This is a genomic window from Marinobacterium stanieri (assembly GCF_900155945.1).
GTDB lineage: Bacteria > Pseudomonadota > Gammaproteobacteria > Pseudomonadales > Balneatricaceae > Marinobacterium > Marinobacterium stanieri.
Genome location: NZ_FTMN01000007.1, coordinates 160,631 through 184,779, shown reverse-complemented (window position 1 = coordinate 184,779; position 24,149 = coordinate 160,631). Strand labels below are relative to the sequence as shown.

At 53.7% G+C, this 24,149-nt stretch carries 25 protein-coding genes; 12 read left to right on the top strand and 13 right to left on the bottom strand.

Annotated features, from left to right (window positions below; all coding sequences use genetic code 11):
- The first annotated feature begins 64 nt into the window (after positions 1 to 64).
- Entirely contained in the window at positions 65 to 1,087 is a 1,023-nt protein-coding gene (locus tag BW956_RS15640) for a sensor domain-containing diguanylate cyclase (protein WP_076464006.1), read from the top strand.
- Between the two features lie 59 nt (positions 1,088 to 1,146).
- On the top strand, positions 1,147 to 1,356 hold the full coding sequence (locus tag BW956_RS15635) for a DUF3955 domain-containing protein (protein ID WP_076464003.1): 210 nt from the start codon (positions 1,147 to 1,149) through the stop codon (positions 1,354 to 1,356).
- 34 nt (positions 1,357 to 1,390) lie between these two features.
- Here BW956_RS15635 and BW956_RS15630 read toward each other — a convergent pair whose 3' ends face one another.
- Positions 1,391 to 1,987, bottom strand: coding sequence for an SAM-dependent methyltransferase (locus BW956_RS15630; protein ID WP_076464001.1), 597 nt, complete (start codon positions 1,985 to 1,987; stop codon positions 1,391 to 1,393).
- 145 nt (positions 1,988 to 2,132) lie between these two features.
- Between BW956_RS15630 and BW956_RS15625 the strand changes: the two genes are divergently transcribed.
- Together BW956_RS15625 and BW956_RS15620 are read left to right on the top strand one after the other, a co-directional pair.
- Positions 2,133 to 2,501 (top strand): hypothetical protein, encoded by a 369-nt coding sequence (locus BW956_RS15625; RefSeq protein ID WP_076463999.1) that lies wholly within the window; start codon positions 2,133 to 2,135, stop codon positions 2,499 to 2,501.
- 39 nt (positions 2,502 to 2,540) lie between these two features.
- Positions 2,541 to 3,926 (top strand): dihydrolipoyl dehydrogenase, encoded by a 1,386-nt coding sequence (locus tag BW956_RS15620; RefSeq protein ID WP_076463997.1) that lies wholly within the window; start codon positions 2,541 to 2,543, stop codon positions 3,924 to 3,926.
- 189 nt (positions 3,927 to 4,115) lie between these two features.
- On the opposite strand, the gene BW956_RS15615 is transcribed toward BW956_RS15620, so the two are convergent.
- The 4 genes from BW956_RS15615 to BW956_RS15600 all read right to left on the bottom strand — a co-directional run bounded on the left by BW956_RS15615 (position 4,116) and on the right by BW956_RS15600 (position 7,644).
- Positions 4,116 to 4,448 carry a cupin domain-containing protein gene (locus BW956_RS15615; protein WP_076463995.1) on the bottom strand — a complete coding sequence of 111 codons (333 nt, stop codon included), beginning with the start codon at positions 4,446 to 4,448 and terminating at the stop codon, positions 4,116 to 4,118.
- 95 nt (positions 4,449 to 4,543) lie between these two features.
- A complete protein-coding gene (locus BW956_RS15610) occupies positions 4,544 to 4,993 on the bottom strand; it encodes a GNAT family N-acetyltransferase (RefSeq protein ID WP_076463993.1) in 450 nt (149 codons plus the stop codon).
- Between the two features lie 430 nt (positions 4,994 to 5,423).
- Positions 5,424 to 6,230, bottom strand: coding sequence for an SAM-dependent methyltransferase (locus BW956_RS15605; protein ID WP_076463991.1), 807 nt, complete (start codon positions 6,228 to 6,230; stop codon positions 5,424 to 5,426).
- Positions 6,223 to 7,644 (bottom strand): MFS transporter, encoded by a 1,422-nt coding sequence (locus BW956_RS15600; RefSeq protein ID WP_076463989.1) that lies wholly within the window; start codon positions 7,642 to 7,644, stop codon positions 6,223 to 6,225. The genes BW956_RS15605 and BW956_RS15600 overlap by 8 nt, the downstream gene beginning before the upstream one ends.
- Before the next feature lie 68 nt (positions 7,645 to 7,712).
- Here BW956_RS15600 and BW956_RS15595 point away from each other — a divergent pair, with 68 nt between their 5' ends.
- Positions 7,713 to 8,153, top strand: coding sequence for a helix-turn-helix domain-containing protein (locus BW956_RS15595; RefSeq protein WP_076463987.1), 441 nt, complete (start codon positions 7,713 to 7,715; stop codon positions 8,151 to 8,153).
- Positions 8,154 to 8,431: 278 nt separating this feature from the next.
- Here BW956_RS15595 and BW956_RS22780 read toward each other — a convergent pair whose 3' ends face one another.
- From BW956_RS22780 to BW956_RS15575, 5 genes are all read right to left on the bottom strand, one after another.
- Positions 8,432 to 8,557: a hypothetical protein gene (locus BW956_RS22780; RefSeq protein ID WP_276327838.1), complete on the bottom strand. Its 126-nt coding sequence runs from the start codon at positions 8,555 to 8,557 to the stop codon at positions 8,432 to 8,434.
- Positions 8,558 to 8,802: 245 nt separating this feature from the next.
- Complete coding sequence (locus BW956_RS15590; RefSeq protein WP_076463985.1) at positions 8,803 to 9,180, bottom strand: AlbA family DNA-binding domain-containing protein; 378 nt, start codon at positions 9,178 to 9,180, stop codon at positions 8,803 to 8,805.
- 395 nt (positions 9,181 to 9,575) lie between these two features.
- Positions 9,576 to 9,899 (bottom strand): hypothetical protein, encoded by a 324-nt coding sequence (locus BW956_RS15585; RefSeq protein ID WP_076463983.1) that lies wholly within the window; start codon positions 9,897 to 9,899, stop codon positions 9,576 to 9,578.
- A 112-nt stretch (positions 9,900 to 10,011) separates the two neighbouring features.
- Entirely contained in the window at positions 10,012 to 10,413 is a 402-nt protein-coding gene (locus tag BW956_RS15580; RefSeq protein WP_076463981.1) for a GFA family protein, read from the bottom strand.
- A 27-nt stretch (positions 10,414 to 10,440) separates the two neighbouring features.
- Positions 10,441 to 11,400: a LysR family transcriptional regulator gene (locus BW956_RS15575; RefSeq protein WP_076463978.1), complete on the bottom strand. Its 960-nt coding sequence runs from the start codon at positions 11,398 to 11,400 to the stop codon at positions 10,441 to 10,443.
- Between the two features lie 117 nt (positions 11,401 to 11,517).
- On the opposite strand from BW956_RS15575, the gene BW956_RS22305 reads away from it, so the two are divergent.
- Complete coding sequence (locus BW956_RS22305) at positions 11,518 to 11,754, top strand: hypothetical protein (protein ID WP_139327208.1); 237 nt, start codon at positions 11,518 to 11,520, stop codon at positions 11,752 to 11,754.
- A 184-nt stretch (positions 11,755 to 11,938) separates the two neighbouring features.
- Here BW956_RS22305 and BW956_RS15570 read toward each other — a convergent pair whose 3' ends face one another.
- Complete coding sequence (locus tag BW956_RS15570; protein ID WP_076463976.1) at positions 11,939 to 12,712, bottom strand: ferredoxin--NADP reductase; 774 nt, start codon at positions 12,710 to 12,712, stop codon at positions 11,939 to 11,941.
- Between the two features lie 116 nt (positions 12,713 to 12,828).
- On the opposite strand from BW956_RS15570, the gene BW956_RS15565 reads away from it, so the two are divergent.
- Positions 12,829 to 13,719 (top strand): LysR family transcriptional regulator, encoded by an 891-nt coding sequence (locus BW956_RS15565; RefSeq protein ID WP_076463974.1) that lies wholly within the window; start codon positions 12,829 to 12,831, stop codon positions 13,717 to 13,719.
- Position 13,720: 1 nt separating this feature from the next.
- On the opposite strand, the gene BW956_RS15560 is transcribed toward BW956_RS15565, so the two are convergent.
- Positions 13,721 to 14,593 carry an AraC family transcriptional regulator gene (locus BW956_RS15560; RefSeq protein ID WP_076463971.1) on the bottom strand — a complete coding sequence of 291 codons (873 nt, stop codon included), beginning with the start codon at positions 14,591 to 14,593 and terminating at the stop codon, positions 13,721 to 13,723.
- Between the two features lie 124 nt (positions 14,594 to 14,717).
- Between BW956_RS15560 and BW956_RS15555 the strand changes: the two genes are divergently transcribed.
- The 4 genes from BW956_RS15555 to BW956_RS15540 all read left to right on the top strand — a co-directional run bounded on the left by BW956_RS15555 (position 14,718) and on the right by BW956_RS15540 (position 20,027).
- Positions 14,718 to 15,875 carry an aminotransferase-like domain-containing protein gene (locus tag BW956_RS15555; protein ID WP_076463969.1) on the top strand — a complete coding sequence of 386 codons (1,158 nt, stop codon included), beginning with the start codon at positions 14,718 to 14,720 and terminating at the stop codon, positions 15,873 to 15,875.
- A gap of 291 nt (positions 15,876 to 16,166) precedes the next feature.
- On the top strand, positions 16,167 to 18,101 hold the full coding sequence (locus BW956_RS15550; protein ID WP_076463966.1) for an FAD-dependent monooxygenase: 1,935 nt from the start codon (positions 16,167 to 16,169) through the stop codon (positions 18,099 to 18,101).
- 154 nt (positions 18,102 to 18,255) lie between these two features.
- Positions 18,256 to 18,675, top strand: a complete 420-nt coding sequence (locus BW956_RS15545; protein ID WP_076463963.1) for a secondary thiamine-phosphate synthase enzyme YjbQ — start codon at positions 18,256 to 18,258, stop codon at positions 18,673 to 18,675.
- A gap of 2 nt (positions 18,676 to 18,677) precedes the next feature.
- Entirely contained in the window at positions 18,678 to 20,027 is a 1,350-nt protein-coding gene (locus tag BW956_RS15540) for an exonuclease SbcCD subunit D C-terminal domain-containing protein (RefSeq protein ID WP_139327207.1), read from the top strand.
- Here the strand turns inward: BW956_RS15540 and BW956_RS15535 are convergent, their stop codons facing one another.
- On the bottom strand, positions 20,028 to 20,897 hold the full coding sequence (locus tag BW956_RS15535; protein WP_076463960.1) for a DMT family transporter: 870 nt from the start codon (positions 20,895 to 20,897) through the stop codon (positions 20,028 to 20,030).
- A gap of 126 nt (positions 20,898 to 21,023) precedes the next feature.
- On the opposite strand from BW956_RS15535, the gene BW956_RS15530 reads away from it, so the two are divergent.
- Positions 21,024 to 24,089, top strand: a complete 3,066-nt coding sequence (locus BW956_RS15530; protein WP_076463957.1) for an AAA family ATPase — start codon at positions 21,024 to 21,026, stop codon at positions 24,087 to 24,089.
- The last annotated feature ends 60 nt before the right edge of the window (positions 24,090 to 24,149 follow it).

Sequence of the window (24,149 nt, the reverse complement as noted above, 5' to 3'; positions counted from 1 at the left end):
AATAGCCCGTCTACTGAGTAATAATGGTATCAGGACGATTTAGGCTTACACATTGGATGTCACCATGAATGTTTCCGAACCACCTGATCTTTTCTTTGAGATCAGCCAGCTATTACCGCCATGGCTTTTGTTGAGCCTGATTCTGATACTGCTTGTCGTGTCTACTTTGCTTTTACTTGCCAATAGAAGGTTGAGCCGGCGCCTGCGTAAGCAGGGAGCAGAGCTGCAGGAAAGCGAACAGTCCTATCGTTATCTGGTCGATAATGCCCATGACGGGATCGCCATCGTGCAAAACAAGCGGCTGGTCTATGTGAACCAGCGCATGTGTGAGATGACCGGCTATGATGAACCGGCACTGCTTGCTTTGGATACATTTCTGCCGCTGATTGCGCCCGAGGCACGGGAAACGATGTTGGGAAATTACATGAGACGTGTGGCTGGACAGGGTGCTCCAAGCCGTTACGAGAGCCTGTTTTTGAGGCGGGATGGCACAAGCTACCCAATCGAAATAACAGGTGTATTGATAAGCTGGGGCGGCATGCCGGCAACGCTGAACGTGGTATCTGATATCAGTGATCGCAAAGCGGCGGAAGAGGCCGTCCACTTTTTGGCACATCACGATACCCTGACCAAACTGCCCAACCGGCACCAGTTTATGGAGAAGCTGGAGTATTCAATCGTTCAGGCATATCGTTCCGGGCAGCGTTTGGCCGTCATGTTTATTGACTTGAACGGGTTCAAGCAGGTCAACGATACCTACGGTCATCACATGGGGGATGAGCTGCTCAAAGGAGTAGCGGGTCGTCTTAAGCAGCAAGTTCGTGACGCAGACACCCTGGCACGTATTGGCGGAGACGAGTTTGTGATCTTAATGCCCAGTGTGACAGGACGTGAAGGTGTCGAGACACTCATTGATCGTATCAGTACTGAACTTGAGCCGCCTTTTGCAATCGAAGAGCAGAGCCTGAAAAGCAGTGCGAGCTTTGGGTACGCGCTTTTCCCTGAAGATGGCCAAACGCCCGCAGAGTTGCTCAAAATAGCTGATCATAAAATGTACCGTGAGAAGCGAGCACTTTCTGAAGGCTAACTTGAGCGAAGGGCTAGGCTTGAAATTTTCTGATTTGAATACTGAGTCACGAGGCAGCAATGAGCGTAATCAAGCGATACCTAGTGGCATTTCTGTTCAGCATCTGCGGATGTGCTTGTTTAATAGCCTATAAGGCAATCGGCTCGTACATCGATGAAAACGGGTTTCTGGTCGAGCCATTCGGGTTTATTCCCTTGTTCTGGTTGTTCCAATTACTGGCCGTGTCAGCCTTCGCCGTGTCTTTTATCAAATCACGGCGTGCTGGCTGACAGTGCTGAATGAAATAACCCCGGAAGCAAGACGCTAAGGTGACCTTTTAACCCCAACCAGCTGAACCACATTACACTCCCCTTGATGAAGCTCACCTTCATCAACCGTCCTGACAACCTCTCTGGCTATCTGCAGGTCCAGTGCTTCAAATTCCTGCTTCAGGTCTGTCAAAGCCATCAGCATATCGAGGTCGCGGGGGCCACCTAAACCGGGGCTGCTCAATTGATCTGGGCTGAACGCTTCCAGAATCAGCACGCCACCGGGTTTCAGGCCAGCAACCACCTTGGCATGGAGTTCACGTCTTAACGCTGAAGGTGTGTGAGCGAAGATGGAAACGATGCCACTCCATTGGTCCTGGCCGGGTTCCAGGTGTGCCAAATCACCGATGTCGTAGTGAATACGGGTACCGGATTTTGATGCCAGCTGCAGTGCCTTTTCGCGCCCGACCACGGATTGGTCTACTGCATGCACTTCGTATCCCTGACTGGCCAAATACACTGCGTTGCGTCCTTCACCTTCTGCAAGGCAGAGAACAGGCCCCTCCGGTATCAAGTGAGCCTGTTGCGCCAAAAAATCATTCGGCGCTTCGCCGTACATGTAAGTGTCAGAGTTGTAACGTTGATCCCACATAAGTCCCTCAGATCAGTCGTAGACTTGGCCAGCACGAACGGCATCAGCACGTGATGTGACGATGGGTGATGCTTAAAACCGGCTATCAATTCATATTAAATATCATTATATTAGATTTGTTTAATGTAATGATAGATGTCGTTAAATGAAAATTACAGATGCACTGGCAATGGCCTCAGTTCGGCGCGTACTGTTCTTGGGTGTGTTGCTGGCTCTACTTGTAGGCGGGGCAGTGGGCCGTTTTACCAGTCCGGTTACAGGGCTGGAAGTGACCTTCTACAATGCCGGTGATCTCATGATTGAGTCGATCAGTCTGGACTTTGGCAGTGCTGATACTCAATCCAGTATTCAAGCGTTTCGAATCCCGCCGGGCAAGGCCCGGACACTGGTGCTTAACCATGCCCCCGGTATGGGGTTCAACGTGCAGGTCAACTATCCTGATGGCCGTAAACAGGAGTTTTGCGCCTTGCGGGGCGACGTGCAGGTAAAACCAAGGATCAACCTGAAGCTCTGAGCCTGTGGTTACGGGCAGCCAACCTGACAAGGAGTTTGTATGCGCAAGGTAGATATAGCGGTAATAGGTGCCGGCAGCGCGGGCCTCACGGCCTATCGTACGGCACGTCGGCATAATCAATCAGTCTTGCTGATTGACCCGGGCCCACTGGGAACAACCTGCGCACGGGTGGGGTGTATGCCCAGTAAACTGCTGATTGCTGCGGCCGATGCTGCCTGGCACATCCAACATGCCGATACCTTTGGCGTAAGTGCCAGTGGTATACAGATTGATGGTGAAAAGGTGATGCAGCGCGTGCGAGGCATGCGAGATCGTTTTGTCGGCAAGGTACTCAAGGGTATGGAGTCCATCTCTGAAGAGGATATTTTGCAACAGCCCGTACGTTTCAAAACAGACCACCTGCTGGAAACTCCTGACGGAGAGCTGATAGAAGCTGGACGCATTGTGATCGCGACGGGCTCTCGACCGGCAATACCCGGCTTCTTAAATGCCGCTGGCAAGCGCCTGCTGGTAAATGACGACCTGTTTGAACTGGATACTCTGCCTGAGTCTGTCGTCGTATTTGGGCCGGGTGTTATTGGCCTTGAGCTGGGACAGGCACTACACCGCCTGGGTGTGCGAGTGCGCATGTTTGGTGTTGGCGGTGCAATAGGTCCCATAGGTGACGATGACATACGCCAGGCTGCACAGAACTGTTTCGGCAGTGAGTTCCCACTCGACCCCGATTCACAAGTGATAGACGTGAAAGAGACGTCATCAGGTGTGTTGGTGAGTTTCGAGGGAGAAAGCGGCCAAACTCTAACCGAAGAGTTTGAATACCTGCTGGCAGCGACGGGGCGTCGTCCCAATGTGGACCAGCTGGGGCTTGAACACACCAGCCTTGAACTGGACGCACGGGGTGTACCGGTGTTCGATCCCGACACACTCCAGTGTTCTGCGGAGCACCTGTTTATAGCCGGGGATGCCAATAATTATCTGCCACTGCTGCACGAAGCCTCTGACGAGGGTGCCATTGCTGGCCGCAATGCCGCGCTATGGCCAGATGTCGCAGCAGGAGACAGAACGGTACCGCTGGCGGTAGTGTTTTCCGACCCCCAGATTGCAACGGTGGGGATGCGACCCGATCAGATTGAACAGGCATTCGCCAACGCCTTTGCCGTTGCCTCGTTCGATTTTGCCGACCAGGCCCGCGCCAAGGTTATGGGGCGTGACCTTGGTCTTATGAAAATCTGGGCCGAGAAGGGCAGTGGTCAGTTGCTTGGCGCTGAAATTCTGGGGCCTGAGGCAGAGCATCTGGCACACCTTCTGGCCTGGGCCATGCAGCAAAAGCTTGGCGTCGATGAACTGCTTGCCATGCCGTATTACCATCCGGTGCTGGAGGAGGGAGTACGCAGTCTTCTCAGGGCCCTGAAAGGGCGGATCTAATCCTGATATGGGTGAGCAAGCTATCCGATTTTCTTAGCAGAAGTAAGTCAATGGTTGGGTTGCAGCCAGATGAGCTGTGGTGCTGGAAGTGAGGCTCAAGTCAATCAGCCATCACTTCCGGTATTGGCCCAAAGGAGACATTAGCTCCGAAAGTTCAGGTGAGCTTGTTTAGTAGAACGGTAAAGCTCATCATCGTGGCGCATCTTGTTGCATTGATACATCAAACCAAAACTCGATTTCGTCGGTTTCCTGCTCGAAATAGGCGGCGTGCTCAACCCCTGCCGGCACATGATACCAATCTCCTACGCCAAATCGCTCAACCTTCCCCTGCATTGTAAGAATCAATTCGCCTCGAATGATCACACCGTGATTTTCAGTGTCATGGGTGTGAGGTGGAATACTGGTTCCTGGCTGGTAAGAGGCAAACAATACATCTGTACCTTGTGCTGCAAGCTTGTAAGCATCAAACCTACCATCGAATAGGGGCAATGTTCGAATTTTATCTGGGTACTTCCCTGGCATCGAAAACTCCTTTATTAACTTCATGGTAAAAGCCATAGATGAAGAGGAAATCCGAAATAAATATTAATAGATTTTTAGATAAAATTCATATATTGCTATGGCAAGATTAATTTTGAAAAATTCAAATCATTATTATCTTTATTTTTTTCAATGTAGCCATGGTGCTTATAAAAACCTCTGGCAGTTACGGTGCTTTCGAGAAAAATAAGCTTTGAATCCAAGTTGACAACACTCCTCTCAGCTACTGAAAGCAACGCTCCACCAATACCAAGACCTTTAACACTAGGTAACACATAACACAGAAATAAGTGCCCGTTATGGCCGATATGACAAACACCAACTATATTGCCATTTTTTTCAGCTATAAATGAATTGGAATTTTCATTTATAATCCATGCTTTACAATTTTCTACCGTTTTGTTTTCCAACCAATCCTCCAAGATCTCTTTATTTCCTTGGTGATCAGGTCCACAAAGCTCAATAATTGATGTGCGGATAATATTGCAGAACGCTTCTGCATCACTTTCTGTAGCCTTCCTTATCATTCTTGCTTCCCTAAATTTCCATGAAATATAACAGTGCACGCCTCACATCTACTCTCTGAAGTCGCTTGGTATAGCCGATATAAATCCAATAAACGAATTTTGGTTTAAGCTATTACCGCTTCTGTTCCAGTGAAAGCGAGCATGCTTATGTTACTATCTTGCCATGCGTAGCACCCAGCAACGGCCAATCAGTATCAACTCTGATACTGAACGATTTTCAATCCTGTTGCCAGTCATGAACGTCAGCATTTTCAGCAGTTTCGCGATATGACTGACAGATCACCACCAAGGTTTAATTATGCGTTGGGCAGTACCGTGACCAGAGTTAGAGCCGATGGACCAAAGGAGCGATCCCTAACAGGCCGCAAACAATATGAGATCCAGCCCAGCCGTGCTGGGCATTAGTTGACGTCTTTATACAAACAAACCACTAATAAGAAAGAAAGTCACCTACATAGACGAGGTGCTCGAATGGCAATTCATGCCCTTGTAGTGCTGCGACAGCGGTGTCGAGTGTCGCGAGAACAATTGTATGCTGCTCACTTCTACCGGCGTGACAGACTACCGCGAGAGGGGTTGAGCCGGGCAGAATACGCTTCAAACGTTCGGTCAGTTGCTCGAACTTTGAGCGCATCGCAAAAAAAACTAGCGTGGACCCCGTCTGTGCTAAACGCTCTAGGGTATCGGTGCCGTCATAGTCCCCACGAGCATCATAAGCGGCTGCCAAGATTACCGATCTGCTCGTGCTTCCGTTCATGACATCGCAAGCCAAGGCAGCGTTTGCGGCATTAAAGCTCGATACACCTGGAATAACTACCGGATTGAGGTCTCTGAATTCTTGGATGAAGCCTGCCTGCGGCCCAAAAATCATGGAGTCACCATAATCAATTACGGCGATTCGCTTGCCATGCTCGGCAGCTTGCCGAATGGTTTGTCTGGCTTTGGCCTCCATGATGTCCGCTTTCTCAGCCGAATAGTCCCTGCGTACTAGGTCCATGAAGAGACCGTGTCCGGCATCATGGAGCTCTTTGCCCCTGAGAAGATCCGCAAATTTCTCCAACAAGCTGGAGGTCCCGAACACGACGTCGGCACGTCTCAAAACCTCCTGAGCGTTCACAGTGATGTTTCCTGCATCGCCAATACCCGTGCTGACCAAATGGAACTGGCCGCCGAGATAAGACGGCAGAGGTGCACCAACTGTTTGCGTGGCAAGAGGGTGTGAGTTTACATCAGTCATGATTGATTCCTTGATGAGTAGATAAAATAGGCATTGATGGCTGGAGTTTTTTCCCTATGAAGAAGGTAACCATGGCAAGTCCGAAAGAAGCTGCTGCCAAGAGAAACGTGTGAGAGAAGGCTTCTCCGACAGCTGACGAGGAGCTCAAGGCTACAGCCTGATCACCGAGTAAAGTGGCGAATAGCAACGGAATAAGTGATGCGCCGGTCATGAAACCAAGATTACGCGATAGTCCAACCAGTCCGGAGACCATGCCTCGCTGTGCGTCTGGTGCACTTGTCATGGCGGCAGTGTTGTTCGCGGCCAGGAACAACTGAAAGCCCGGCGTTGTTAGTATCAGCGCCACCACGTAGCCAGGAATTCCGATTCGAATAGGCAGCAGTGCGAAGCAGATCAACCCGGCTGTAGCAAGCGCCAAACCTGCAAGCAAGATTCGACCGGTGCCGAACCGATCCGTAAGTTGGCCTGCGGGCACACCGGACAGCGCGGCAGCAGCAGGGCCGACAGCCATAACAACACCCGTCACCAGTTCGCTCAGGCCAAGACCAAACGCCAGGTAGAAGGGCCCAACTACAAGCGTCGACATCATGGTGGCGCTGACAATGAGATTCATACTCAGTGATGAGGCAAGGGCTCGATTACCCAGTAGAGCCAAGGGTATCAGCGGGTGAGTCGCTCGCATCTCGAAGCCAACAAATGCCGCCAGTGCGATTGCAGCCGAGGCAAGTAACATCCAGATAGGGATAACCATTCCGACTTTTCCGCCTGTAGCAGCCAGCGAGAAAAACAGCAGAGCCAGGCACAGCCAAAGACTTCCAGCCCAGTCCATGCGAGCCGTCCTGGTTGCCAATTTTTTATCCTTAGGTATGCCCATTACAGCAATGGCGAGCATGCCAAGTCCACACATGAGCAATAGAATAAAAATCGAGCGCCACCCCAGCAGGTCGATTAAGCCACCACCTAGAGAAGGTCCCAGCGCAGTGCCGATTGCCGACATAGTACCCAGCAACCCCATCACCGCACCCATGCGCTCCTTAGCAACCAAGCTCTTGGCGAGCGACATCGGTAATGCCATTAGAACCGCGGCAGCCAGGCCTTGTCCCACCCGGCCCACGATCAGCCAGCCCATGTTCGGTGCTACGGCACAGACAATCGAAGCCAAGGTGAAGAGCACCAAAGCAGAAAGCAGCATACGGCGGCTTCCGTACAGATCCCCCATGCGCCCTGCGGATACGATTGCAACCGTTAGAGATACTAGATAGGCGAGCACGACCCATTGTACCTGCTGTATTGATGTCGAAAGAAAGGAAGCTAGCGTTGGGAGCGCAACCGTCGTGACGCTGATGCCGAGTGAAGCCAGAAGGATGCACCCAGCCATTGCGGCCAAAGCGAGCTTGTTAATAGGTTCATTCATGTGTTTGACCCTTGATAGAAGCTTGGTTGCCAACTAGTATGCAACTTCAAGTCAACTTGAGGTCAAGCATGAATCTCATCGATATCGGTGTACTCTCGAAAGCCAGTGGTGTCGCCACTTCGACGCTCCGCTATTACGAGGAAATTGGCCTGATCAAGTCCATCGCCAGAAACGGATTGCGCCGGCAATACCACAGGGATACGCTCGTGCAGCTAGCTTTGATTTCATTGGGCAAGAGTGCGGGGTTCTCTCTGGAAGAGATTGGTAGCATGTTCGACAAGGATAGAAAGCCAAACCTTCCTCGACCAACATTGAGTGAGAGGGCTGATGAACTCGATCGCCAGGCACGCAGGCTGAAGACCTTGAGTAACATGCTACGGCACGTTGCAGAATGCCCCGCGCCTTCCCATCTAGAGTGTTTCAAGTTCCAAAAGCTGTTGCGGGCTGCTTGTCCCACGGAAGCGGCCAGGGACGTGCTGCGGCACGCTGTCAAAGGGAGTGACGCGTAATACTCCACGTTATCTCTCAATTGTCAGAGGGCCATGCACCAAGCGCAACATAGATCGGCTCGTATAGATCCCAAGTAGCCTGATTTAATACTTGGTTCCTGAAGTGCTTCGCAACAATAATGAAGGCTCAATGTGTCATAGCTATTTGATAAATCTTTTAGCCTAAATAGCAGGTGCTGGCCTAAAGCGGACATTAGCTCCGTGTCATGGGGGCCGCAGCAGCGTAGCTGTAGAGGACCCGGTGAGCAACGTAGGCGACCTTAGACACCTTGTATCAATCACGTATCCAGCTCACGCTCGATACGGTTTTTTTTACGCTCAATTTGCTGTTCAATGAAATCATAATATTCGTTGAGAAAGGGGCCGAATAGGCTCTCTTTCATCACTTCGGAAATATCAAGCACGCCTATCCCTGTCTTTTTCCTGGATTGGTAAAGAACTTTTAGTTGCTCTAGGTGTTCGCGCAAATCGAGAGTGTGGCTTGAGGAGTACCCACTTTCTACTCTCAGGTTAATTAGGTGCTCCAACTGCTCATGGTTCGCCTCAATAGACTCCGTCCCCTCCCGAACATATGCAACATTACCCTTAATATCAGTTCCGCTTTTTAGAGAAAGTAGCGGCAGATATTTTTCAGCGTACTCTACGATTACTACCTGAAATTTTTTCCTTTGATCGCGGGATATTCAGTATCCTCAAAGGAGAAATCGATTACGTCGTAACTCAAGCTTGTAGGTAGGTACTTTTTGACGACTTTTACGATTTCAACTTTATCGATTAACTTATCTAAGCCGCATGCCTTCAGCGAACCATCTTCATTTTGTTTAATTCCAACAACTATCGCACCGCCACCGCTATTAGCTAAGGCAAGAATGTGTTTCGCGATTTTATTTAGATCTGGCCACTGTGCCTTGAAGTCCAGATAGTCAGTTTCTCCAACGCCTTGCCTGACCAGCTCGCGGAGACTTTCCCTTGTTGGTTGCTCGAAAAAACGAGCAAACCCTTCGTGATGAGTTTTAGCTAGTTTCATGATTTCCCTTAATTACTAACATTTTTAATGCTGCGCATGCGCATATTTGCTCTCAGTCGAAGACTGGAAAAGCTGCTGTAAGCACCTGAAGAGAAAGGATAAATCGAGATACCACAGTCATTCTCTTCCGGTGAAAACGAGCATGCGCGTTTTGAAGCCTTGCCGTGCGCGTTATCCTGCAACGGCCAGTCCATAGTCTCCTGATACTGAACGATTTTACTGCCTGTTACCAGTTACAAATGAGCACAGTCAAGTGACAAAACAAGCACCCTAGGCTCGTGGCTTTCAATACACTGTATGTAACCGCAGAAACTTAAAGCAGCTTATCCACATTTCCTATGGTTCACGGGGCAACCGAACGATTCCTGCGAATGTCCGCTCTGTGCGCCAAGCTGTCATTTTTGATAACCAGCTTTATCGGCCTTTTCCTTATGACGTTTGAGCTGCCAGCGTGCATAACTCAACATGGCCTGCGCATACAGAGCCCCAAAGGCCAGTGTTCCGACAACTACACCCAGAGCAATACTTGCCAGCCATCCCAGTCCGCCTGGGTTTGGGCCAAAGTTTACATGCCTGTCCCATGCTACAAACGCGCCTGATTTGAATACCCAGGTTACAGCGCTAAAGCAAATACTCCAGAGCGTAAGGCAAGCCAGATTATGAAAACGAAGGTTTGTTAATGGCTTGGGAGAAAAGTCAGATTCATGTTCATCGGTCATTATGATCCCCGGGGAATTTAGGCAGGCATGCTGTAGCTATTGTCAGCCTACTATATGTGACCGCAAGAAGTGCGAAGCAGTGTCATCTTGCTAAAGGTCAGGTGTCCTGAGACTACTCCGGAAGGTTTTCGAACTCTGGAATTTCATCGAGTGCCCGGTCCCAGGCTGCTTTCCTCGATGTGAAAATGTGTGCAGTTGGCGCAAGCGTGCATTCAGTATCCAGAGATCCTGCGGGGACGACGAGCACGCCTTCAGCTTGAATGTTGGGTAACGCTGAGCCGCACAACTTACAAAAGCTTTTGCTGTGGCGGGTGCCCGGCAGGGTAAACGAGGTTACGGCCTCTGCACCCGTCAACCAGTTCAGCTGAGCGGTTTGCGAGAACAGGTTTGCTGCATGGGCAGATCCCGTATCTTTTTGACAATACCGACAGTGGCAAAGGTAAAAACTATCGAAGTCTCCATTTACTTCAAATTTGACTGTGCCACACAAACAAGAGCCCTTGTGATCCGTCATTTGATTCCCTTCCTGTAGTCATGAATGTTATTTCAGTGGCAGCCCGGCCAGGCGTTGCGTTTGTGCCCTGACTGCATCTGTCAGAAATTCCATCAATGCATGAATCTTCACCACACCGCGCAGGTCAGGGTGGGTTAGAAACCAGAGGCCATATTCCATCTCGGGAATGGGGTCACTGAGTTGAACAATGTCCGGGTCCTGATCAGCCAGGTAGCAGGGCAGTACTGCAAGCCCCATGCAAGCGCGAGCCGCGCTGAGTATGCCCAAAAGCGTATCAACACGGTGGACACAGGCAGATTTTAGCCCGTTGTTCTCCATCCAGTGCTCCAGCTCTGCGTCCTGAAGCCTGGGCCCGGCACCAATCCAGGGGTGGCTGGCGTAGGCATGGATAGGCTCCCCCGGGATCAAGCCGAGGCTTCGGTGTCCGTATATTGCTTGACCAATCTTGGTCAGTGGTCGACCGATAAGGTTTTCAGGGGGCTGGTTGGAAGGGCGAATGGCAACATCCGCTTCCCTGCGTGTCAGGTTGAACAGTTGGTTTGAGATGGCAATATCGAGCAGGATGCCGGGATATTCGTGCCGGAATTGTGTGAACAGCGGCGCAAGCAGGCCCATTAGCAAGGAGTCTGTGGTGGTCGCCCAGATTTCGCCACTGGGCTCAAGGTCACGACCGGCCACTCTCCGCTGGGCATCCAGAGCCGCCTCGTCCATTAGTTTGGCCGTTTCGGCAAGCTCCTCACCAGCGGGCGTCGGCCTGTACCCGGTGCGGCTTCTTTTAAAAAGGGTTACGCCCAAACACTTTTCGATCTCACCCAGGCGTCGAAAGATGGTGGCATGACTCACTCCCAATGCACGAGAGGCGCCAGACAAGGAGCCTTCGGTCGCGATGGCAAGAATCGTCTCAAAGTCATTCCACGCAAGATGCCCTCGCGTTTTATCTGAGGTAAGAGTGCCGGTCTCGTCCTTTTTTGCTGTTCGTTTTTGCAAAGTCAGTTCTCATGTTTTTGGAATTTCTTGCAATGAAGAACACGCCTAGCATGTGCCCGAAATCATCAGATAGCAAATGCCCCTGTTTTCAGGGACAGCGTATTGGAGGACAAAGACATGATGTACGTAAGAGGTGACTATCACCCTCAGTCGTGTGAGGCATTAGTCCAGGCAAAAAGCGGTGACAGACAGAAAAGCGCTGTTGGCGATTCATTCTCCGAATCCATTCCGCATAGATATCGGGATGGCAAAGACGGTATCAACTACGAGCAACTGAGACGGGATCGGATTCGTGCTCGACGCAAGGTGGTACAGGAGATGCTGGGAAGCCTGAGAAAGCTCTGGCGTAGTTGAGCGCTGGTTAAATAACGGTTGTTTCAGCCCACGGGAGGCAAATGGATGGCAAAAAGTAAACTCCCTTCAACAGCAAGCTGCAGTCTCAGCAAAACCTAACCCCGGCCAAGCCGGCCGGGGTCTGTCAGGAAATTGGCTGGGTCACCGCCGCAGTCCATAGATCAATCAAATCAGGCAGGGCTGCTTACTTTTCGACAAATGCGCGCTCAATGACATAGTGGCCGGCTTCTCCCGCACGCGCTTCCTTAAAGCCTTTGGCATCCAGAATTTCCGTCAAATCCTTCAGCATCGCCGGGCTACCGCACAGCATGAAGCGGTCTGTTTCCGGGTTCAGATCCGGCAGGCCAATATCCCGCGTCAGCTTTCCGGTCGTGATGGCATCGGTCAGTCGGCCCTGATTACGGAAGGGCTCACGGGTCACGGTCGGGTAATAGATCAGCTTTTCGCGCACGATATCGCCGAAGTATTCGTTATTCGGCAGTTCGTTCTCAATGCGGTCCTGATAGGCCAGTTCGGATACGTAACGTACGCCATGCGTGAGGATCACGTTGTCGTACTCGTCGTATACGTCGAGATCCTTGATGATGCTCATAAAGGGTGCCAATCCTGTTCCGGTGCTGAGCAGGTACAGGTTTTTACCCGGCAGCAGACTGTCGGTTACCAGGGTGCCAACCGGTTTTTTGCTGACCAGCAGCTCATCACCAACGGTGAGGTTCTGCAGGTGTGAGGTCAGTGGACCGTCCTGAACCTTGATGGAAAAGAATTCCATCTCGTCTTCGTAGTTGGCACTGGCGATGCTGTAGGCACGCAGTAATGGCTTGTTGTCCACCTCGAGACCAATCATGGTGAAGTGGCCATTCTTAAAACGCAGACCCTGGTTCCGTGTGGTAGTGAAGCTGAACAGGGTGTCATTCCAGTGGTGCACACTTGTTACGGTTTCGCGGATCAGGTTACTCATCGTCTTGCTGCTTTCCTGTATAAATTGACCTTGCAGACAATACTAACGCCCTCCAAAATATCGATAAATCAGGTTGTTTCAATATCTGTATTCGATTTTTTCGAAAAGGGCTCATCATGCGTTACTCACTGCGACAGCTTGAAGTGTTTGTTGCCATCGCACATCAGCAGAACCTCACCCGTGCCGCTGATGAATTGGCCATGTCCCAGAGTGCGGCCAGCAGCTCGCTCAAAGAGTTGGAGAGCCAGTTCGGGCTTCAGCTGTTTGACCGTATCGGCAAGCGCCTGCAGCTGAATGAGCAGGGCCGTTTACTGAGGCCGCAGGCAGAGGCTCTGCTGGCGCAGGCACGTGATTTCGAGCAAAGTTTGCTACAGCACGCCGAAGCCGGTCCGCTTAATGTAGGTGCCACCCTGTCCATCGGCAACTATCTGGCCGTAGGCTTGATGGCTCAGTATATGGAGCGGTATCCGAAAGCCAGTTTGCAGCTGGATGTTGCCAATACCCGAAACATCGTTGAGCGGGTGCTGAACTTCGAGTTGGATGTTGGCCTGATTGAGGGGGAGCTGAACCACCCGGATCTGGAAATTCTACACTGGCGAAAGGATGAACTGGCCGTGTTCTGCCACCCGGATCACCCCCTGGCTCAGCAACCGACAGTCTCCGATGATGATCTGCGCCAGGCTCGCTGGATACTGCGTGAAGCCGGCTCCGGTACCCGCCAGGCTTTCGACCGGGCCATGTCAGGGCTGCTGCCGGATCTGACCATCGCCATCGAATTGCAGCACACCGAAGCTATAAAACGTGCGGTTGAAGCGCAGTTGGGTATCGGCTGCCTGTCGATGATTACCCTGACCGATGCATTTAACCGTGGCAGTCTCAAACGCCTTCAGGTGCCGGGTCGGGACTTCAGCCGCCAGCTGTATCTCATCATTCACAAGCAGAAATACCGCAGCGCGGGTATCAATGCCTGGCTTAATCTCTGTCTGCAGCAGAGTGAAGCTGTATGACCTACCAAAGTGAAATGGGCAGATAGAACGTCAAATCAAAGCGCTCATCGGCTGCCAGGAAATGATTCTTTCGGTAGCGCACAAAAGCGGGTGTTGTTTTTGCTCTGAAGCCGGAAGAGGGCAGCCAATCATCAAGTATCTTGCTGAGATACGGCAGCAACTCCCCGTATTTACCCGTCAAATCAAATGCAGCATGAAGTCCACCCGGGATAGTCATGCTGTTAACGATTCCCCTTCTTAGAACGGGCTTGTCGATTCCCAGACAGGCGACGTAGCGGCATCGATCCAACGGCACCCATGTAGGGTTGGAGTGATGCAGCCCCAGCTGCAAATCAAATGTGCGGCCTTCTGCGGCAGCCCATACCTGCAGTGTTTGCCATGCCTGTCGGATACTTCGGCCGTACCCCTGGTGGCGTACGTAGGCCACCGGTTGGGCGGGCAGTTCCACGAGGTTCGGTGTAGGCAATTGGACCGACTGTGAGCGTTGATAAGCGGTAGCGATCTCGTCGTCGGTCAGATAGGGCCGTGATTTGCTGCTCTGCTCCTCAGCTCTCCATTGCCCCGGGGTGACGCCGAACGTGGCTTTGAACGCCCGGTTAAATGAAGACAGGGATGCAAAACCGCACTGCTCAGCCACTTCCAGAACAGGGCGTTTACGATCAAACATCAGTTGGTTTGCTGCCTGTTCCAGCCGGGTGCGTCTGACATATTGATGCACAGACTCACCGACCACTTCCTGAAAAACACGGTGAAAATGCTGTTCGGAATAGGCCGCAACTCTTGCCAGTCTGCGGCCGGAAAGCTCGGCGGACGTATCCCTGTGTATCTCGTAAAGAACATCATTGATGCGCGCAATTTGCTGCTTGGTAGCCATGAGTCGTTATTTAAAAAGCATAAATAGACAAATAGTTAAGCATAAATAAGCAAATAAAGCCTTATATATGGACAAGCCTGGCTGGCTGGGCCTGAGTAGTATGGCCGGACAAGGAGGGTTTACCATGCAAACAGCCAAACATTTACAACAGATTCAGCCATCTTACATTCGCGAAATATTGGCGGCAGCTACTACCGAAGGCGTTATTTCACTGGCCGGCGGTCTGCCTGCGTCAGATCATTTTCCCCTGTCCTTAATGGCAGAGGGCTTCGCAAAGATGCCGGATACGCCCGCACTGTTTCAATATGGTGAGACGCGTGGGTACAAGCCGCTGCTGGACTATCTGGATGAGCATTACAGAGTGGCATCCGGCCATCAGATGCTCGTGTGCAGCGGTTCCCAGCAAGGGCTCGACCTTATCGCTCGTGCGTTTCTGAATCCGGCAGATGGCGTCGCAATGGAGGCGCCCTGTTATCCGGGGGCTTTGCAGGTTTTTGCACTGGCGGGTGCGTCTATTCATCCGGTTGAGCAAAACCCCACCGGGCCAAACCTGAGCCAGCTGGAGTTGTTATTCGCATCCGGCAAGGTGAAGCTGTTCTACGCCGTACCTGACTTCCATAACCCGACCGGGGTGAGCTGGACATTGGATATCAGAAAGCAGGTGGCAGCGCTGTGCCGTCAATATGAGGTTGCCCTGATCGAAGATGCCCCTTATCGGGAATTGCGTTTTGCCGGTCAGCAGCTGCCTTTGGTTGCATCCTTCTGCCCCGAACGTGCGATGGTATTGCGGTCGTTCTCGAAAATCTCGACACCCGGTATGCGTTTGGGTGTGCTCAGCGCCCCCGAAGACTGGCTCGCGCCGTTGCTAAAGGTGAAGCAGGCATCGGATCTGCACACCAGCATACCGATGCAGGCCTTGTTGTTGGATCTTCTCGCACATCCAGCATTTCCTGCGTACCTCCGGCAACTTTGCGGAATCTACCGCGAGCGCTATCAGGCGCTGGTGTCAGCCCTGTCGGATTATCTTGGGCAGGAGGCCATCGTTGAACCGGTCGAGGGTGGCATGTTTGCTTGGCTCCAACTGCCAGGCCGTGACCCACTTGCCGTTGCCAAAGAGGCACTGGCAAAGGGTGTTGCCATCGTGCCGGGTAATGCGTTTTTTCCCGCTTCAGAATCTCCTCAGGCTGAGTCACCGGTCTCAGCCATACGGCTCAATTTCAGCCATGAGACGCCGGGTACGCTGAGAGAAGCGGTGCGTCGTTTGGCAAGCGTGCTGGTTTAGAACCAATGCGGGTGCTGGCTACGTAGGAAAGGCGGTCTGAAGATACTGCCCGTAGCGATTCCATATCCGCAGGGTCAGGTGTCGGGACAGGTCATATCGTCTATTCTTTTCAGTAGATTCCTGTCTAGCCTGGCTTGGCTGAATCCCGATGGCAGGGTAGAGCTGATGTCAGGGAGAGAATGGTTGCATGAATACACCGTTGCATTGAACCGCTTTCTCTGGAATAACTATTAAGATATTAATTAATAATTATTACAGTAACAGCAGGGCCATAAGCGAGGAAATTGAGTAATGCAATATCATCTGAATGGTTTCAAACCCGGCAATTACGAGGTTCCTGATGAGGTTCGAGAACCTTATCCCAACCCACCGATAGAGGACCTGCCTGATGAGGTAGATGTCCTGATCGTCGGCACTGGCCCTGCGGGTTTAACGATGGCGCGCCAGCTGTCCGAGTTCCCGGATATCAAGACATGCATTGTTGATATGGCAGCTGGTCCTCTGCTGTTCGGGCGTGCAGATGGCATTTCCTGTCGCACCATGGAGATCATGGAAGCCTTTAACAGCAGCGAAATGGTGGTGAAAGAGACCTACCAGCTGAAACAAAACACCTTTTGGGAGCCTGACGAGGCTAATCCCGAGAACATCAAGCGCACCCATAAAGTTGCTGATGCCCGTGCCGGGTTGTCCGAGTTTACCCATGGCATTGTGAATCAGGCCCGCCTGCATGAACTGTTGCTGGACGGTATGGAAAGGTCCGTCACTCACCTGCGCCCCCATTACAGCCGTGAGCTGGTGGAGATGACCATTGATGACAGCCTGACGCAGGATCTTGAGGCTTACCCTATCACGGCGACGTTCAAGTGCTGTGACGATGAAGGCGCCGGCAAGACCGAAACCGTGAAAGCGCGTTTTGTCGTTGGCACCGATGGCGCCAGAAGCAAGGTTCGCAAGAGCATGGAGATCCCGCTGCTGGGCGATTCCGCCAACAAGGCCTGGGGCGTCATGGACATCCTGCTGAACACAGACTTCCCGGATATCCGTATCAAAAGCTTTATCCAGTCAAAGAATCACGGCGCGGTCATGACCATTCCCCGTGAAGGCGGCTACCTGTGCCGGTTCTATGTGGAGCTGGACCTGCTGGGCAAGGACAAGCGTGCATCGGATGTGAAGCTGACCGAGCAAGACCTCATCGCCAAGGCGCAGAAGATTTTCCATCCCTATACCCTGGATGTAAAAGAAGTAGCCTGGTGGTCCATTTATGAGGTGGGGCAGCGCATCGCCGAACGCTTTGATAACCGCCCCGTGGATAGCCCGGAAGAGGTTATACCTCGCGGGTTTGTCGCCGGTGATGCCTGTCACACGCACAGCCCGAAAGGGGGCTGGGGCTTGAACACCTCCTTGCCTGATACCTTCAATCTGGGCTGGAAGCTGGCCTCTGTACTTCAGGGTAAATGCCATCCGAAACTACTGAGCACCTATGGCCCGGAACGACGTAAGGTAGCGCAGCAGTTGATCGACGCTGACCGCGAGCTGTCCAGACTGGTGGCCACACGGCCGACTGCCGGTGATGATTCCGACCAGGCTAAAGTCGATACGGCCAAAATCGAAGCCTTTATGAAGCGGCAAAGTGGTTTTGTTGCCGGGACATCCATCGAGTATTTCCCGTCCTATATCTGCACGGGACAGGAAAACCAGCATCTGGCGACGGGCTACCATATCGGCCAGCGTTTCCATTCGGCGGAAGCGACACGCGTGGCCGACGGAAGAGTCCAGCACCTTGGGCATCTGGTAAAAGCGGATGGCCGCTGGCGCATCTTCCTGTTTGGCGACAAGCAAACCCCGACGGATACCTCATCAGAGGCTTACAAGTTCATCGATTTCCTGGCCAGTGATGCGTCTTCACCGGTACTGAAATACACGCCGAAGGGCGCTGATATTGATTCTGTTATCGATACCTATGCCGTTTTCCAGCAGCAGGACTTGTCAATGCAGGACCTGCCGGATTACCTCTGGCCTGCGAAAGGCAAGTACGGCCTGCGTGACTATGAAAAAGTCTTCCATGCTGAAGAAGGAAACGACATCTACGACCTGCGCGGCATTGACCGCTCCCAGGGCTGTGTCGTGATCGTAAGGCCTGACCAGCATATCGCTGCCATCTTGCCTGTCAGTGCACATGAGGAGCTGGCGAAGTTTTTTGATGTGTTCATGATCGAACAGGAATAACAACTTCTGGGGTTCAAACAAGTACCAGGCCCGCCGGCTGAAACCGGCGGGCTTTTTCATATCCCGCTGGTCTCTCGTTAGTCTCGTCACTTTTGCCCATCTGCAGCCCCGGCAGGTTTTACGTTACACTGCCCGCACTTGGCAGGAGAGAGATATGTGGCATCAGCACACCATTCAGCTGCGCGCCCGTCAGCGCGGCTTTCATCTGGTTACCGATGAAATCGAGCAGGCATTGCCTGAACTCAGGAAAGTGAAAACCGGCCTGTTGCACCTGTTACTGCAGCATACCTCGGCCAGCCTTACCCTGAATGAAAATGCTGACCCCACCGTACGTTCGGACTTTGAGGCCTTTTTCAATCGTGCGGTGCCCGAAAACGAGCCTTACTACCAGCATACCTATGAAGGGCCCGACGACCTGCCAGCACACTTCAAAAGCAGCATTCTGGGGGTAAGCCTGATGCTGCCGATCACCAATGGCCGGCTCAATCTGGGCACCTGGCAGGGCATTTATCTGGGCGAGCACCGCGACCATGGCGGTAGTCGCCGTATTCTGGCCACTTTGCAGGGAGAATGACCGTGGCAGAACAACCTTCACTGTTCGACCTGCCGGAGCCTGAAGCGGACCCGGTGACGGAGAACGCTGTACCAGCCACCGAAGAGGTGCAAAAGCCTGGTGCTGACAACACTGACCGGCCTCTACGTGTGCTGCACAGCTCTGACTGGCACCTGGGGCGTTTGCTCTATGGACAAAAGCGCTATGAGGAGTTTGCGGCGTTTCTGGACTGGATGTTGGAGCAAGTGAAGCAACAGCAGATCGATGTGCTGCTGATTGCCGGGGATCTGTTTGATACCACCACGCCTAGTAACCGGGCGCAGGCGTTGTATTACCGTTTCCTCAATGGCGTTGCGGCCTCATCCTGCCGGCATGTGGTCATTATCGGCGGCAACCATGACTCGCCCAGTTTTCTCGATGCACCGGCGCAGCTGCTCAAGGCGCTGGATGTCCATGTTGTCGGCGCCGCCTGCGACCAGCCCGCCGATGAGGTTGTGCTGCTGCGCGATAGCCAGGGCGAGCCCGAAGCGATTATCTGTGCAGTACCTTACCTGCGCGACCGTGATATCCGACAGGCTGAAGCGGGCGAAAGCCTGGAAGACAAGGACCGTAAACTGGTTGCCGGCATCCGCGAGCATTATGCCCGGGTCTGCGCAGCATCCGAACAGCTGCGTACAGAGCTGGGGGCCGAGATCCCGATGATCGGTATGGGTCATCTGTTTGCGGCGGGTGGCAAGACCCTGGATGGGGATGGCGTGCGTGATCTTTATGTGGGGTCGCTTGCGCAGGTTGGGGTGGATGCCTTTCCTGACTGTCTGGATTACGTGGCGCTGGGTCACCTGCATGTTCCCCAGGCGGTCGCCGGTTGTGAGCATATCCGCTATAGCGGCTCGCCCCTGCCGATGGGGTTTGGCGAGGCCAAACAGCAGAAGAGCCTTTGCCTGCTCCAGTTTGAGGGCAGGGCACATCAGCTTGAACTATTGGAGATCCCAAGGTTCCAGCGTCTCGAACGGCTCAGTGGTGACCAGAATAAACTGGAAGATGAGCTGACACGGCTGGCGCAGGAGAAGGAATCGATCTGGCTCGAAATCCAGTACGAGGGTGAGCAGGTTGCAGCGGATCTGCGCGACTGGCTGGACCAGCAGGTGGCCGATACTGCCTTGCGTATTTTGAGGGTGCGAAACAACCGTGTGGTTGAGCGGGTGTTGTCACGCCAGACCGAGCAGGAAACGCTGGATGAATTGCAGCCGGCGGACGTTTTTGCCCGTGCCCTGGAAGCGCATCAGGTGCCCGCAGAACAGCAGTCCGAACTGACACGGTTGTTCCACGGCTTGATGCAATCCATGGCAGAAGAGGACCAGCGCGCTGAATAATCAGCGCAACAGCTGCTGGGTCCTGCGTTCGCGATAAAACAGGTACAGTCCCGAACCGAGAATGATGAAGGTGCCCAGCCAGGTCAGCCCATCCGGATAATCACCGAAAATCAGATATCCGAGCGCGGTGGCACTGATGATTTCCAGATACTGGAAAGGTGCCAGCAAACTGGCCGGGGCACGTTTCAGAGCGATACTGACCAGGCCAAAGGCCAGTGTCGCCACAACGGCCATCAGCAACAGCAGTGAGCTCTGTTCCATATTCATGGCACGCCATTGCAGGAACTCGATCTCGAACAGTTCACCGCTCAATACCGCCAGAGCCATCCACATGCAGGCAAACAGGCTAATCCAGAACTGGGAGGCGAGGCTGCCGATGTGGCTGGACAGATGGCGCAGCGTTGCTACGTGGGAGGCAAAGCAGGTGGCGGCCAACAACGGCAAGAGTGCCGCCGCGCCGTAGGCTTCCCAGTTGGGGCGTATCACCACCATTGCGCCCAGCAGGCCCACAATGACGGCCAGATACTGATATCGCTGAATGCTTTCGCCCAGCAGCGCTGCCGATATCAGCATCAGTATCAGGGGCTCGACAAAGAAGATGGCGGTGTTGTTGGCCAGCGGGAGATAACTGAGGCCCCAGAACAGGAAACCGGCGGAACCGGCAATCCAGAAACCTGCCATCATCAGGCGAAGCAGTACGTGTCTGGCAGGCAGAATCTTGTCTGAACGGATCAGCAAGGTGCCCAGTAACAAGGCCTGCAGGCCAAAGCGCACGCAGCCGATCTGGATCGGTGACAGGTCCGCTGTCAGCAACTTGGCGATGGCATCCAGGCCGGGAATAAGAAACATGGCCAAGGTAATGATTCCCATACTTTTTTCCGTCGGGGACAGGGTATGGGTATGATGTAGCAACCGTTGCAGCATTTTCCCTCGCAGCACTCATCGGCAAACAGAACAGTATATCAAAGAAGCCTTAATTAACCGAACCGGGCCCTCATGCGCATACTCCAGATCCGTTTCAAGAACCTCAACTCACTGACCGGCGAATGGGAAATCGATCTCACGGGGCCGGCATATACCAGCGATGGCCTGTTCGCGATTACGGGGCCGACCGGTGCCGGCAAGTCGACCTTGCTGGATGCGGTCTGTCTGGCACTATACGGGCGCACCCCGCGACAGTCTCGTATCAGCCAGGCACAGAATGAGGTAATGTCGCGTCAGACCGGTGAGTGTTTTGCCGAGGTGGTCTTTGAAACCCCGCAGGGTGCCTGGCGCTGTCACTGGAGTCAGCACCGAAGCCGCAAGCAGGCTGATGGCAGTTTGCAGCCGCCACGTCATGAAGTGTCCGATGCCGAAAATGGCAAGTTGCTGGCGACCAAGATCAAGGATGTGGCTGAACTGATTGAGTGCCTGAGCGGGATGGATTTCGAGCGTTTTACCCGCTCCATGCTGCTGGCGCAGGGCAGTTTTGCCGCTTTCCTGCAGGCGGACCCGGATGCGCGCGCTCCTATTCTGGAGCAGATCACCGGTACATCCATCTATTCCGACATCTCCGTGGCAGTGCATGAGCGCCGCGGGCAGGAACGCCAGCAGCTGGAGCATCTACGCGCGGCCCAGGCCGGCCTGAAGCTGCTGGATGAGGAAGAGGCTGAAACCTTGAACCGTGAGCTGGCGCGTTTGAATGAAGCGGTTGAGGCACAGCAGAAACAGGTCGATCAGCAGCAAAAACTGGTGCACTGGCGTCAGCAGCTGGATCAGGAAAACGAGCAGCTCAAAAAGTTGCAGCAGGATCAGCAGCATCTGGAGCAGGAACGTCAGGCCTTTGCATCTCAGCAGCAGCGTCTGGAACAGGCGCAAAAAGCCGAGAGCCTCAGGCCTGAATACGTGCCCCTGGTTCAGCGTCGCACCGATTTGAACCAGGCGCGTAAAAACGGCGAGCAACTGCGCCAGGAGCTGCCAACGCTGGAGCAGGCGCACCAGACGGCCAACACCGCACTGCAGCAGGCACAAGAGCATCATCAAGCAGCAGAGGCTAACCTGACGCAACACCAGCCCCTGATTAAGCAGCTACGCGAGCAGGACTATGCAGTCAGCCTCAAGCGTGACGCCTGGCAGCAGCTCAAGGCTCAACTGCCGGCAGAGCTGTTGCAGGGGCCTGCGCCCGATCCGGCTGCGCTGCAGGCCGCCATGGCGAAGACCGAGGCAGACTTGCAGGATGCGATCAGTGAAGGCGGGCGTGATCAGCTCAAGGATCAGCAGGAGCAGGTGCGTATTCGTGGCGAGAGTCTGCGCGAGTTGCGTAATCTGGTGCGACAACAGGCCGAGCTGAAGCAGGAGCAGCAGGGCCTTATCGCCGATCAGGCGCCGTTGCAGGCACAGCAGGCTGACGTCAGTGCACAGGCGGAGCAGGGGCGCCAGCAGTTGGAGCTGTTGCAGCGTGAACAGCAGGATCTGCACACCATGCAGCGTCTGGCGGACCGTATCGCCGATCTGGAACAGCAACGCCATGAACTGGAACCGGGCAAACCCTGTCCACTCTGCGGCTCCGAGCAGCACCCCTGGCGCATCGAGAAGCCACCGGCTCTGAGCGAAGAGCGCAAACGCCTGCAGCTGGTGGAACAGCAGCTGGAGAAACTCCAGGCCCAACTGCGCCAGTGGGACATTAAACAGGCCGAATTGAATACCCGGTTACAGACAGGGCAAAAGCGAGGGCAGGTCGTTGAGCAGAAACTGGCTGCGCTGGATGCTCCGGTCAATGCCTGTCTGCAACAGCTGGATTGGGCTGAATGTCCGGATACGGACAGGCTGGAGCAGGCCTATCAGGAAGCCGGCGAGCAGTGGAAGCAGCTAAAGGCGCGTCTGGATCGCATCGACCGTCTTGAGGCCGAGCAAAAAAAGCAACAGCAGGCACAGCAGCGTCAGCAGCAACGCCTGGATGTGGACGCGGCCGAAGCGGCCCTAATCAAATTGCAGCAGCAGCGGGCCGAGATGTCGCCGGAAACGGATACCGAGGACTGGGTCAAGCGCCTTGAGAAAGCTGTTGCGCAGGCGCGTCAGCAGGTCGAGCAATGCCGTGAAGCCCTTAACCGCAGTGAGCAGAGCCTGAATCAGCGACGTCAGCAAATTACGGACGCCGACAGCCGTATTCAGGCACTGGAGGCTGAAGTGGAACAGATGCAGTCAGCCTTTACTCAATCACTGGCACAGAGCTCCTTTGCCAATGAGGCTGCACTCGAGGCGGCTCTTTTGCCCCGTGAACAGATGGCGGCTTTGCAGCAGACGGCACAGGCGTTGCAGGAGCGCACCTCACACCTGAATGCACTTAAAAGCCGATCTGAGCAGGCTCTGGACGTTTTGCAGGAGCAGGCGTTGACAGAAGAGCCGGCACAACAGTTATTGGCCAATCTTCAGCAGTTGAAAGCCACTCAGGCACAGCAGCTGGAGCAACGCGGCAGCTTGCAGCAGACGCTGAAAGATAACGAAGCGAAAAAACAGCAGTTTGGTGAACAGCAGCAGGCCATAGCAGCCCAGCAGCGAGAGCTGGACCGTTGGGAGCAGTTGCATGCGCTCATTGGCTCGGCGGATGGCAAGAAATTCCGCAACTTCGCCCAGGGCCTGACCTTTGAGCTGATGGTAAGCCATGCCAACCGCCAGCTGCAGAAAATGTCAGACCGCTACCTGCTGGCACGGGATGAGGCGCAGCCGCTTGAGCTGAATGTGATCGACAACTATCAGGCCGGTGAGGTGCGTTCTACCAAGAACCTGTCGGGGGGCGAGAGCTTCCTGATCAGCCTGTCGCTGGCGCTGGGTCTGTCCGGCATGGCCAGTCGCAATGTGCGCGTGGATTCACTGTTCCTCGATGAAGGGTTTGGCACTCTGGATGAAGAGGCACTGGAAACGGCACTGGATACGCTCTCTGGCTTGCAGCAGGAGGGCAAGCTGATCGGTGTGATCTCCCATGTTCAGGCCCTGAAAGAGCGTATTTCTACTCGTATCGAAGTGCAGCCGTTAAGTGGCGGTCGCAGCCAGATTACCGGCCCGGGCTGTCGCCGCTGCGAATAAGCCGTTCAGGCTGGATTTGCCTGCCAACCCCTCTATGCTGAAGAGTGTATCGGACAGGGA

What these genes read in the sequence shown, in the direction of transcription:
- BW956_RS15640 (WP_076464006.1), top strand. Translation starts at nt 65, where the DNA reads ATGAATGTTTCCGAACCACCTGATCTTTTCTTTGAGATCAGCCAGCTA.
- BW956_RS15635 (WP_076464003.1), top strand. Translation starts at nt 1,147, where the DNA reads ATGAGCGTAATCAAGCGATACCTAGTGGCATTTCTGTTCAGCATCTGC.
- BW956_RS15630 (WP_076464001.1), bottom strand. Translation starts at nt 1,987, where the DNA reads ATGTGGGATCAACGTTACAACTCTGACACTTACATGTACGGCGAAGCG.
- BW956_RS15625 (WP_076463999.1), top strand. Translation starts at nt 2,133, where the DNA reads ATGAAAATTACAGATGCACTGGCAATGGCCTCAGTTCGGCGCGTACTG.
- BW956_RS15620 (WP_076463997.1), top strand. Translation starts at nt 2,541, where the DNA reads ATGCGCAAGGTAGATATAGCGGTAATAGGTGCCGGCAGCGCGGGCCTC.
- BW956_RS15615 (WP_076463995.1), bottom strand. Translation starts at nt 4,448, where the DNA reads ATGCCAGGGAAGTACCCAGATAAAATTCGAACATTGCCCCTATTCGAT.
- BW956_RS15610 (WP_076463993.1), bottom strand. Translation starts at nt 4,993, where the DNA reads ATGATAAGGAAGGCTACAGAAAGTGATGCAGAAGCGTTCTGCAATATT.
- BW956_RS15605 (WP_076463991.1), bottom strand. Translation starts at nt 6,230, where the DNA reads ATGACTGATGTAAACTCACACCCTCTTGCCACGCAAACAGTTGGTGCA.
- BW956_RS15600 (WP_076463989.1), bottom strand. Translation starts at nt 7,644, where the DNA reads ATGAATGAACCTATTAACAAGCTCGCTTTGGCCGCAATGGCTGGGTGC.
- BW956_RS15595 (WP_076463987.1), top strand. Translation starts at nt 7,713, where the DNA reads ATGAATCTCATCGATATCGGTGTACTCTCGAAAGCCAGTGGTGTCGCC.
- BW956_RS15590 (WP_076463985.1), bottom strand. Translation starts at nt 9,180, where the DNA reads ATGAAACTAGCTAAAACTCATCACGAAGGGTTTGCTCGTTTTTTCGAG.
- BW956_RS15585 (WP_076463983.1), bottom strand. Translation starts at nt 9,899, where the DNA reads ATGACCGATGAACATGAATCTGACTTTTCTCCCAAGCCATTAACAAAC.
- BW956_RS15580 (WP_076463981.1), bottom strand. Translation starts at nt 10,413, where the DNA reads ATGACGGATCACAAGGGCTCTTGTTTGTGTGGCACAGTCAAATTTGAA.
- BW956_RS22305 (WP_139327208.1), top strand. Translation starts at nt 11,518, where the DNA reads ATGATGTACGTAAGAGGTGACTATCACCCTCAGTCGTGTGAGGCATTA.
- BW956_RS15570 (WP_076463976.1), bottom strand. Translation starts at nt 12,712, where the DNA reads ATGAGTAACCTGATCCGCGAAACCGTAACAAGTGTGCACCACTGGAAT.
- BW956_RS15565 (WP_076463974.1), top strand. Translation starts at nt 12,829, where the DNA reads ATGCGTTACTCACTGCGACAGCTTGAAGTGTTTGTTGCCATCGCACAT.
- BW956_RS15560 (WP_076463971.1), bottom strand. Translation starts at nt 14,593, where the DNA reads ATGGCTACCAAGCAGCAAATTGCGCGCATCAATGATGTTCTTTACGAG.
- BW956_RS15555 (WP_076463969.1), top strand. Translation starts at nt 14,718, where the DNA reads ATGCAAACAGCCAAACATTTACAACAGATTCAGCCATCTTACATTCGC.
- BW956_RS15550 (WP_076463966.1), top strand. Translation starts at nt 16,167, where the DNA reads ATGCAATATCATCTGAATGGTTTCAAACCCGGCAATTACGAGGTTCCT.
- BW956_RS15545 (WP_076463963.1), top strand. Translation starts at nt 18,256, where the DNA reads ATGTGGCATCAGCACACCATTCAGCTGCGCGCCCGTCAGCGCGGCTTT.
- BW956_RS15535 (WP_076463960.1), bottom strand. Translation starts at nt 20,897, where the DNA reads ATGGGAATCATTACCTTGGCCATGTTTCTTATTCCCGGCCTGGATGCC.
- BW956_RS15530 (WP_076463957.1), top strand. Translation starts at nt 21,024, where the DNA reads ATGCGCATACTCCAGATCCGTTTCAAGAACCTCAACTCACTGACCGGC.